We start from the raw sequence: 10355 nt of genomic DNA, 5'->3' as shown, positions 1-10355 counted from the left end.
TCTTGTAGAATTGGGGTGTTTGGTAACCTGTTGATTACAATTCTACATAGGAGGATTTTTTCTGTTTAAAACCCAATTCAATGATATACCAATATTTGGTACAACTTTGCAAAGCTAGTGCATATAAACGGAAATTCTCCCCTTATTTTAAGGGAAATATAAGTATTTCCCGGTTTAAACGGATTTTTTCCGTTTATTTTTAATCATCCACAGGGGGATTAGAGGGTAATTTGTTTATATTTTACCTTTAAAGAAAACCCATTACATCTCACAGCAGAACCTTTCTGTCATCACAAAAAGGCTTCCCAAAACTTCCGGGAAGCCGTCGCTAAAATCGCTTTTAAGCTTTGAACCACTGATTTTCAATCGGAATTCCGGCATCTTTAATCGTTCTAAAGACTGGACACCGCAAATCGACAGCCTCTTGCATTTCATTGATTCTTTCTTGAGATTCCGATGTTTCAACGACTGCTTTAACGACTACTTTTTCGAAATATGGTTTTACCTCCAAATTCCCCATTAAACCGCTAGTATCCAGTTCACCTTCTACTTCAAACGAGATTCCTTGAAGGTCAAAATCCATTTCCTTCGCGATGATTTGGGCCATTACGTTCTCACAGCCAATTAGTGAGGCTAAAAAGGTTGATAGCGGGTCCATTGAAGAATCTTTACCGCCCATGGCTACTGGTTCGTCAATGGCAATTTTATGCTTGCCTGCCACGGAATCGGTTCTCATCCCATTTCCGCTTCCTTCTACTCTTACAGTCATTTGTTGTCCCATTCTGTTCATCCCTCCACAATTATGATTACTTGGCTATTTCACGCAGTTTTTTCGCGGCTTCTACCATGGCTTTTAGTTTTTCACAAGCCAGTTCATCACTGTTCATTGGCCGCTGGGCAAAGGTACCAAATCCACAATCCGGATTTAAAAAGATTTTTTCATCAGGCAAAATCGCTCTTATTTCTTCTACGCTCGCGACAATCGCTTCAACAGATTCGACATCTACCGTTCTGGGGTTAATGACACCGAACCCAAGCTCCTTGCCGCCAATGTTGCGGATAGCGTCAATTTCGCCCGCCCTGGGTGTCGCATATTCAAGAGCCAATTGGTCAACATTCGCCTTTTCAAGATAAGGAATTAACGGGAAATAGGGACCACGAAGCAGGATTTCATCTTGTGTACTCCAATTCCCGCGGCAGATATGAACACCAATGGTGGTTCCTCTTCCAAGCATACCATCAGTCACTTGATTGATTAATTCCAGGGCAAATGCTAACTCCTCTTCTGCATCCGCCTTTGCTGTCAGCGCCCCGCACATAAAGGTCCGGTTTGCATTCTTTTTCGTAAACACAACCTCAGTTAGGACAGGCTCATCAAATTGGACAAATTCCACTCCTGCTGCAATAAGATCCTCTAATTCTTCGCGCAGTACGTTTACAATATCCTGCGATAAATCCTCTTTTGTTGGATACGCTTCACTGGATAACCCTTCTACCCACATGGACCTGGTTAACAAATAAGGCCCGGGCAGTGTCACTTTAACCGCTTTCTTTGTATGCTGTTTTAAAAAAAGAAAGTCATTTAAAGCGAGGGGTTTTTTGCGGCTAATCTTGCCAATCGCAGCAGGATTGGACATTGAAAAAGCCGGAACATCCAACGTCCCTAAAATTTCTTCAAAACTCGATTTATCTTCTACATAATCGAGCAACTCGGAAACACTTAACATGCGGACATTATGCAAATGTTCCGCTACAAAGGAAATATAATTATCCCGTCGCTGTTCCCCATCGGAAACAATATCGATGCCTGCTTCTTCCTGCCATTTTAAGCATTGTAAAACGGCCTGATTGGCCACAGCTTGAAATTCTTCCTCACTGATTCGGCCAGCACGCTTATCACGCATCGCTCTCTGCACTTCTTTTGAGCGTGGCCAACTGCCAATAACCGTCGTAGGGAATAATGGTAACGTCATTATTAAAACCTCCTCAATATACAATGGAAAACTGTATATTGATGTTGATTGTCTGGTTAAGAGTTTGATAGACTGGTGATCTTTCAAGCGTGTTTTCCCACAGTTTTTCCAAATCACCTTCGGACTGTGGTGATGAGACATAAAAAGTCCCTTTGATCTCCTGGATTTTCGGGCTGCCGTCATCCTCCATTTCCAGATGAAATAAGACATTCTCCAATCCAGCCTTTATGGAAACTTCCAATTGGTCGATTTCCATGTTCCTTCTTGACGCTTGTGCCTTATAACCCACCGCTAAATCGGAAGCCAGAGCAGCCAGCAGGTAATCGATTGCACTGGGAGAATCCACTTTGGAGCTAAAATCGGCGGGTTGTCCGACGGTAAATGTATGGTTTCGGGAATGGACCTTCGCCGATAAACCTTTTTCGCCTTGCACACGAACATTCCATTTATACCCTTTCGCAGCCTCTAAGTCTGCTGCCAGTTCTTCTTGCTGGGAACCCTTCCGGATAAAATATCTGGTTGTATTCTCCCCAGGTTCGGAACCAAGAAATTCATGGTCGACCATTCTGCACCAGGCTGGCAAATCTTCAGCAACCGTCCGTTCACGACTGCGGACTTCCAATATTTCTCCACCCATTAAAGGATCCATTGCCTTTTTAATAATTAACAACAGACCTGAACCGCAATCTAGATCTCCACCATCACATACAGCTTTGGAATTCATCATTCAATCACCTTTTTCAATTTGTTCATCTTTTCACTTAAAACAGTGTGAAAAATCATGCGGGCCTTGAGTGATTAATAAGTGATCGAAGCAGCGCCTTGGCTTAAGAATTCCACCACTTTGGCTCCACCGACAATGGTCGCACCTTCAATTAGTTCCTCTTCGTTTAACTGACGCTTTTTGAAACATGGGCTGCATACCCAAATACTTCCGCCAGCTTCAATGAATTGGTCCATTAGTTGCTTTAATGGAGCAAACCCTTCTTCGTGAATATCATCAGCATAGCCTTTTGATCCAAGGTAGGCTCCTTCAACATTTAAAAAGACGACTGTTTCCTGACCTGAAGCAACCGCGGCGTTCGCAACAACAAATCCAACCGTTGCCTTATCCGGATCGTTTTTTGCGTTTGTTAAACTAACTAAAAATTTTCCTGCCATTTTGAAATCCTCCTTATAAGTCCTTTAATATGAAAAAAAGCTGAATTAGCCTTTTTTAATAAAGTAATGACTAATGACGCCATCGTCATCCCGTTTCAATAGATGATGATTTTGCATTCGGCACCAAGCTGGAATATCTTCACGTGCGCCTGGATCATAAGAGATAACCTCGATCATTTCTCCGCTGTTCATCTTCTTCATTGTGAGAAACAAATTCATAATTAACTCGCCGCAACCTGTCGGACCCGCATCATAAGTTATTTCTGGTCTGTATTGCTGTCCCATATTTTCGTTCCTTTCGGCCTGCTGTTTTAAGTAACCTATAGACCTCTTTCTACATCTAAATTATAAACAAGTATTTTGGTAATATAAATTTATATTATCGATAATCCCAATTGAAACCCATCTCTTTTTTGGATACCAATAACAGAGCGCATTTATATAATCGGATCCGMAAATAAAAAGGCTCCCGCCAGTTTATTCGACTGACGAGAGCCTATCTTCCATTCAGGTACTGCTAGATATTGACCTATCTCTTCCCCTTGTCATAAATTTCCCCGAGGGCTCTCGGAGCACGGTTTGATTTAGAGAAAAAGATCAATAACAATAGCGTTAATACGTAAGGCAAGATCATGAATAGATCAGTGAAACTGCTTGGCAATGCCATTGACTGGGCAATGAACGATCCGCCGGATTTGGCAAAACCAAACAAAAGACAAGCGGCTAAAGTAGGGAGAATCCTCCAATTCCCAAATATTAAGGCTGCAATGGCGAGGAATCCATATCCCATATAAATATTTGAGGAAAAGTTGGCTGAAATCGAATAGGCAAAGCACATGCCGCCCAGTCCGGATAACAGACCCGAAATCAGTACCGCAGAAAACCTTGTTTTCGCAACATCTACCCCTGCTGCATCAACCGAATGAGGATTCTCCCCGCTCGCTCTCAGGCGCATCCCAAATTTTGTTTTATATAAGAGATACCAGGCAAATATGGCAATCACGATAATGATCACTTCAAACGGATACACATTCGTAAAAACAGCACCAATGACTGGTATGTTCGCTAACCCCTCAATGGTAAACCGGTCCGATACACCCAATTGGAACTTATCGGAAGCTGTTCCAAACACAAATGCATTTATTTGTGCGGTTAGAAACGTGGTTAGTGCCAACGCCAAAATATTAATGACGACCCCGCTTATGACTTGATCTGCCTTAAATTTGATACATAGTACAGCGTGAATAATCGAAAAACCCATTCCGCCAATCATTGAAAATAGCAGTGCCACATAAAAAAGATTTTGAATATCTGCGCCCGAAGCATTGGCAATCAATACAGCCGACAGGGCTCCGATGAATGCCCCAAACCCTTGAAATCCTTCAAGTGCCAGATTGGTAATCCCGCTCTTTTCACTATATATTCCCCCTATGGCTATAATAAAAAGAGGGAGAGCAAAGGATAGTCCATCAATGATTATTGTATCCATTATGACTCACTCTCCTTTTGATCCAATTCTTTATCCTTCAGGGAGCTGACTTTATGTTTCAGATAGGCACCACATGCACTGAACAACAGGATCAAACCGACGATAACAGAAGAAATTTCCTGCCTGATTCCTGCCTGTGAACTCATATATGTGCTTCCCTGATCAATAATCGAGACTAAAAAGGATGAAAAAATAACCCCGATTGGATGAGAGTTTCCGAGTAGCGATACAGCAATGGAATCAAAACCAATACTTGATAAGACTTTGGGCTGTATGGAAGCAAAATAACCTAAATAATAAGTGACACCGGCCAGACCAGCCAGCCCGCCGGAAATCACCATGGCCAGGATTGTATTTCTTCCTACATTCATTCCTGCATATTTTGCCGCATTACGGTTGGAACCGACCGCTTTAATTTCAAAGCCAATTACTGTCTTGTCCATGAAAAACTTTACTAAAACAGCGGTAAAAATGGCGAGGATAAAGCCCAATGGAATATCCATTTTCAGGTTGGCCATTTCGACATTTACTAAAGTTAATCTTGCTGCTTCTGAAATATATTGGGATTGTCTTGAAACAGGATCAATGTAATACATTTGAATAAAAAAGCTGATAACATACTGGGCAATATAATTTAACATGATCGTAGATACGACTTCATTAATGTTAAATTTATATTTTAGCCACCCCACTAATCCTCCCATTAAGCCACCGGCGGCCATACCGATTACCAGCACCAGCGGCTTTGCGATGATTGCATCCAAACCGCTGTAACCGACAATAATCGTCGCCAAAAAACCGGATACGAGCATTTGTCCCGAAACCCCAATATTAAATAGACCCGCCTTAAAAGCAACAGCGACTGCCAAGCTGGCAAACACAAGCGGCGTCATGGCGTTCAGCAAACTCAAAAAATCAGTCAGCATGCTTTTATAGCCGGCATAGGAAGGCTTAGGCAGGATTCCTGCCCCCTGCAACAAGTTATAAAATGCCTGGATGGGATTTTTGCCAATGATAAGGATGACAATAGCCGCGGCAATAAAACTTATTAGGATGGCGACTAATGGAATCGTGACAGGCTGCCATTTCTCATTCCTGATCGGCCGGATTAGATTGTTCTTTATGTTATTTTTTCTCTTAACGTTGCTCATGCTTTGCCCCCATCATATACTCTCCGACTTCATTCGTCGTTAAGGATTCACTGCTGGCAATCTTTTGAAGCTGGCCATTGTAGATCACTCCAATGGTATCCGCCACATTCATGATTTCATCCAACTCCAATGAAACTAGTAAAATCGCTTTCCCTTGGTCTCGTTCCTTAATCATCATCTTATGAATATTTTCAATCGCCCCAATGTCGACACCCCGTGTTGGCTGAACGAAGATCATCAGCGGTGATTGCAATTCAATTTCGCGCCCAATAATCGTTTTTTGCTGATTTCCCCCGCTCATCGAACGAACCTGAGTCTTGATGCCTTGGCCGCTTCTGATATCATATTTGTCAATCAGCCTGCTGCCGAATTGCTCGAATTCCTCTTTGTCTAAAATCCCTTTCTTGGCAAAGGGCTCCCTATAGTACTGCTTTAATGCCAAATTGGTTGAAAGATCGAAATCCAATACTAATCCAAAGCTTTGGCGATCCTCAGGTATATAGGATATTCCTGCTTCTGTTCTTTTTCTKATGCTCTCATTCGTTATGTCCTTGCCGTTCAGTGAAACTTTACCGCCGCTGACCTTCGTTAACCCGGCAATGGCATCGGCAATTTCAACCTGGCCATTGTCGGCGACTCCAGCGATTGCAAAGATTTCTCCACTCTTAATGGTAAAAGAAACATCTTTAACGACTTCAAACCCATCTTGATTTTTCACAGTCAGATGTTCAACCTTCAATACTTCCTCTTTAAACGCAGCAGGATTTTTATCCGATTTCAGGTTTACCTCCCTGCCTACCATGAGTTGGGCCATTTTCCTTGTGGACGTTTCCTTAACATCCAGCACATCGATTAATTTGCCTTTGTTCAATACTGCACATCGATCGGCTACTTTCTTGATCTCATCCAGCTTATGTGTAATTAGGATGATGGTTTTCCCGCCGTTTCGCAGGCCTTCGATAATGCCGAGCAGGAAGTCAATTTCCTGCGGCGTCAAGACAGCAGTCGGTTCATCGAATATAAGGATGTCCGCTTCACGATACAGCACTTTTAAAATTTCTACCCGCTGCTGCATGGAAACAGTAAGATCGGATATTTTCTTCATCGGGTCCACCTCTAAGCCAAAGCTTTTAGACAGGTTTTCAATTTTCCGATTGGCATTCCGAATATCGACGTATGGGAAGATTCCTGCCAGCTTTTTGATCGGCTCAACTCCCAAGATGATATTCTCTGTAATCGTATAATCGGAAACAAGCTTAAAATGCTGATGGACCATTCCAATGTTAAGCTTTGCCGCATGATTGGGTGAACTGATTTGGACTTTCTCACCCCGGATATAAATGTCTCCTTCATCCGGTTCATACATGCCGCCAAGCATACTCATCAATGTTGATTTACCTGCCCCATTCTCTCCAAGCAGGGCAAAGATTTCTCCTTTTTTAATGCCTATGGATACATTGTCATTTGCCACGATTCCAGGAAACCGTTTGGTTATATGTTTCATTTCTACAATATAATCAGACATCTTTCGTCTCCTTTTGTAAAATTAATAGGAAAAAGGAAGTTAAAAGAAGTTCATCATTCCCGGGTTGTTAATGGAGGAAATGACAAACTTCTAATGGTACACTTCATTATTTATTTCTTATAACCCTGGAAACTTTTCTGGAGTATGGCCATTAAAATTGGAGGCAGGTACAATTGTACCGTCTTTTACCAGTTCATAGGCTTCATTCAATTTGCTAAGTGTATCTTCTGATAATTGATGACGGCCTTCTTCCTTTATAAAACCGGTGGAATCTGTATCGGCATGAAGAACGGCATTCCCGCCTTTAAAGCTTCCATCAACAATGGAATTTAGCGCTTTTTCAATATTCATAGCCATGAATTTTACCCCAGATGTCAATACGATGTTTTCAGATCCATTTACGCCTTCATCATATTGGTCAACATCCACACCAATGACTTTCACATCGTCTTTCGCTTCCTTAACGGCTGTGAATACACCATTTCCTGTGCCTCCTGCGGCAACAAAGATAATATCCACTCCTTTTTCAATCAGGGCGTTCCCAACAACTTTACCTTTTGCCGGATCAGCAAAGGATCCTGCATAGTTCCCGCCAACATCAGCACCATTTACATCCGTCCCTGAATAGCCTGACAGCTCAACAACTTCAACATTTTTTCCAAAAACGGCATTCGCATAATTCACACCTGATTCAAAACCAAATTGATAATTCACATTTGAAGGATACGCAATCCCGTTTACAACAGCCACTTTATTTGATTTTGTTTCAAGTGCTGCAGCCATACCTGCAAAAAAGCCGCTTTCTTGTTCAGCGAAGTTCATCGCATAGATATTATCGAAATCTTTTTGGTCACCTACAGGTGCAGGCTCAGAGTCATTTAAAATAAATTTTTTATCAGGATTTTCTACAGCAAGGCTGGAAATGCCGGCAAATTGAAACCCAGGTGTCACAATCACGTCATAGTCCGCGACAATATCAGCAACGGCTTGTACTGCAGCAGCCGGATCACCAGTTTCTTCTTTTACAGCCTTTACGGTTGCTGTTGGATGGTTTTCAATAAAGCTCAAAATACCGTTATAGTTATCTTCATTAAAGTTGCCATCATCCACGCCTGAAGGGCTTGTTACAATGGCAATTTTTAATCCTTCTTCACCTGTTCCAGCCTCAGCTGCATTTTCATTAGCTGAGTCATTTCCGCATGCTGCCAAAACAGCCGTCATAAATGCAATGAATAATATCATTGCAAGTTTCTTTGTATTTTTTCCCACCGAATGAATCCTCCTCTGTGTTTCATGGTTGTTATTGTAAAAATTAAAAAAGCACCGATTTATACCGGTGCTTGACTGAAGGAGGGTAGATAAGGGAATGGGAAATAAGGCTTATCCCCATATTTATATACACACCTCGTAGTCAAGCCATTTACGGTAGCTTGGTAGAAACTTTCGGGCCATATCCCCAATATTATACGAGAATAATATTTAATTTTTACTAACTCATAGTACCACCCGATATTGATGGTGTCAACTAAAAAAATACGAATACTTTTAAATAAAACATGTATTAACGTTCGGAAATAGGAGTAAACTAGAATGGGATATTGTCTGGAAATAATTTCTCTGCTATTTTTAAAAAGTCACTTATCAAATGGGAGGTATTTGCTGTGAATACTCATGACCCGCAATTTTATATTTCAAAACTTGGACTAACTCCTCATAAAGAAGGCGGTTATTATAAAGAAACTTTTCAATCCAGGGAGATAACCTCCGATAAAGAGTTAACTGTGGATTTTGAAGGGAAGCGCAGACTATATACGAGTATTTATTTTCTATTAACATCGAATGATATTTCCCATTTTCACCGCTTAAAATCGGACGAATTATGGTACTTTCATGCAGGCAGCCCTTTAACGATTCATGTGATTGAGGAAAATGGGGAGTACAAAGAAATGAAATTAGGCTTGAATCTTGATGAGGGGGAAGTCCCACAAGCATTAGTTCCGAAAAACGCCATCTTTGGATCAACGGTCATGGATGAGGATACCTTCTCTTTGGTTGGATGCATGGTTTCGCCAGGTTTTGAATATCAAGACTTTGAGTTGTTCACGCAAAGCGAGCTTCTGTTAAAATACCCTCAGCATAAAGAGGTAATCATGAAGATGGCTTATGAAATCATTCCTGATTAATGAAAACGAAAAAAAGAAGCTTCTCAAAAGTTTACTTTCTTTTGAGAAGCCTCGGCAAAATATTCATTTCAAAAAATATTGACATCACTTTTTGCTTTATTTATACTTTTAATGGAAAAAGAGATGGAGTTCTAAACATTTGAATTTAAATAGGTTGATAGATTATTAGCTTAGCGGGCAAATATTACAACCTTATTTTTAAACTTCAACTGCACTAGGCTCCTCTTCTTCCTCCGTGACCGATTTCACATAGTCGATCATGACAATGGTTTCTTCATCCTCATGCTTGATTGTGCAATTGCCATATTCCAATTTAACATCTGATATTTTTACAGCATGGCCGATCTGAAAATCAGTCATGTCAATTTCAATATTATCAGGGATATCATTTGCTTTTGCTGTTATGTCCAATTCGTGAAGATATTGTTTAACAATCCCTCCGGCTTTCTCACCAGCCGATGTTCCCTTTAAGATCACACTGACTTTTGTATCAATCTCAGTGTCCTTATCCACATGAAGGAAATCCACATGAAGCATATCTTTCGTTACAGGGTCATTCTGGTAATCTCTTAAAATCACATTTTTTGATTTCCCATCAAGATCCAAAGATATAATTCCATTTCTTCCAACACCTTTTAAGACTCTTAATAAATCGGTGTTTTTGATAAAAATCGATTTCGTATCAAGCTCCCTTCCATAAACGATCCCCGGGATTCCCCCATCCAATCTCAATTTTTTCAATGCGGATTTTTTTAAATCTTTTCTTTCTTCAGCTGCTAACGTATTCACTTAACTTCCACCTTCCTCTTTTCCTTTAGGTCATTCTAAGACAACTAAAATTGTCCTACAATTCAAGTATATCCAAACCTTTAT

Annotated in this window: 11 protein-coding genes and 1 riboswitch; of the genes, 1 reads left to right on the top strand and 10 read right to left on the bottom strand. The window is 40.9% G+C overall.

Going from position 1 to position 10355, the window contains the following annotated elements; translation table 11 throughout:
- Positions 1-340: 340 nt before the first annotated feature.
- The 9 genes from ADU22_RS06510 to ADU22_RS06470 all read right to left on the bottom strand — a co-directional run bounded on the left by ADU22_RS06510 (position 341) and on the right by ADU22_RS06470 (position 8568).
- Positions 341-781, bottom strand: a complete 441-nt coding sequence (locus tag ADU22_RS06510) for an OsmC family protein (RefSeq protein WP_053361422.1) — start codon at positions 779-781, stop codon at positions 341-343.
- A 25-nt stretch (positions 782-806) separates the two neighbouring features.
- Positions 807-1973 carry a cobalamin-independent methionine synthase II family protein gene (locus tag ADU22_RS06505; protein ID WP_053361421.1) on the bottom strand — a complete coding sequence of 389 codons (1167 nt, stop codon included), beginning with the start codon at positions 1971-1973 and terminating at the stop codon, positions 807-809.
- 13 nt (positions 1974-1986) lie between these two features.
- Complete coding sequence (locus ADU22_RS06500) at positions 1987-2697, bottom strand: sulfurtransferase TusA family protein (RefSeq protein WP_231687849.1); 711 nt, start codon at positions 2695-2697, stop codon at positions 1987-1989.
- A gap of 74 nt (positions 2698-2771) precedes the next feature.
- Entirely contained in the window at positions 2772-3134 is a 363-nt protein-coding gene (locus ADU22_RS06495; protein ID WP_053361419.1) for a DsrE family protein, read from the bottom strand.
- Positions 3135-3179: 45 nt separating this feature from the next.
- Complete coding sequence (locus tag ADU22_RS06490) at positions 3180-3419, bottom strand: sulfurtransferase TusA family protein (RefSeq protein WP_053361418.1); 240 nt, start codon at positions 3417-3419, stop codon at positions 3180-3182.
- 244 nt (positions 3420-3663) lie between these two features.
- Positions 3664-4623 carry an ABC transporter permease gene (locus tag ADU22_RS06485; protein WP_053361417.1) on the bottom strand — a complete coding sequence of 320 codons (960 nt, stop codon included), beginning with the start codon at positions 4621-4623 and terminating at the stop codon, positions 3664-3666.
- Positions 4623-5774 (bottom strand): ABC transporter permease, encoded by a 1152-nt coding sequence (locus ADU22_RS06480; RefSeq protein ID WP_053361416.1) that lies wholly within the window; start codon positions 5772-5774, stop codon positions 4623-4625. Before ADU22_RS06480 ends, ADU22_RS06485 begins: the two co-directional genes overlap by 1 nt.
- Positions 5761-7299, bottom strand: coding sequence for an ABC transporter ATP-binding protein (locus ADU22_RS06475; RefSeq protein WP_053361415.1), 1539 nt, complete (start codon positions 7297-7299; stop codon positions 5761-5763). The genes ADU22_RS06480 and ADU22_RS06475 overlap by 14 nt, the downstream gene beginning before the upstream one ends.
- 117 nt (positions 7300-7416) lie before the next feature.
- Positions 7417-8568, bottom strand: coding sequence for a BMP family lipoprotein (locus tag ADU22_RS06470; RefSeq protein ID WP_197280023.1), 1152 nt, complete (start codon positions 8566-8568; stop codon positions 7417-7419).
- A 119-nt stretch (positions 8569-8687) separates the two neighbouring features.
- Positions 8688-8789, bottom strand: a riboswitch (purine riboswitch).
- Between the two features lie 171 nt (positions 8790-8960).
- On the opposite strand from ADU22_RS06470, the gene ADU22_RS06465 reads away from it, so the two are divergent.
- Positions 8961-9482, top strand: a complete 522-nt coding sequence (locus tag ADU22_RS06465; RefSeq protein WP_053361414.1) for a cupin domain-containing protein — start codon at positions 8961-8963, stop codon at positions 9480-9482.
- A gap of 198 nt (positions 9483-9680) precedes the next feature.
- Here ADU22_RS06465 and ADU22_RS06460 read toward each other — a convergent pair whose 3' ends face one another.
- Positions 9681-10271, bottom strand: coding sequence for a 50S ribosomal protein L25 (locus ADU22_RS06460; RefSeq protein WP_053361413.1), 591 nt, complete (start codon positions 10269-10271; stop codon positions 9681-9683).
- Positions 10272-10355: the final 84 nt, after the last annotated feature.

Origin of the sequence: Bacillus sp. FJAT-27251 (assembly GCF_001273925.1) — a bacterium.
Lineage (GTDB): Bacteria > Bacillota > Bacilli > Bacillales > Cytobacillaceae > Mesobacillus_B.
The sequence above is the reverse complement of the archived record's forward strand: the minus strand, read 5'-3'. Positions and strand labels throughout refer to the sequence as shown.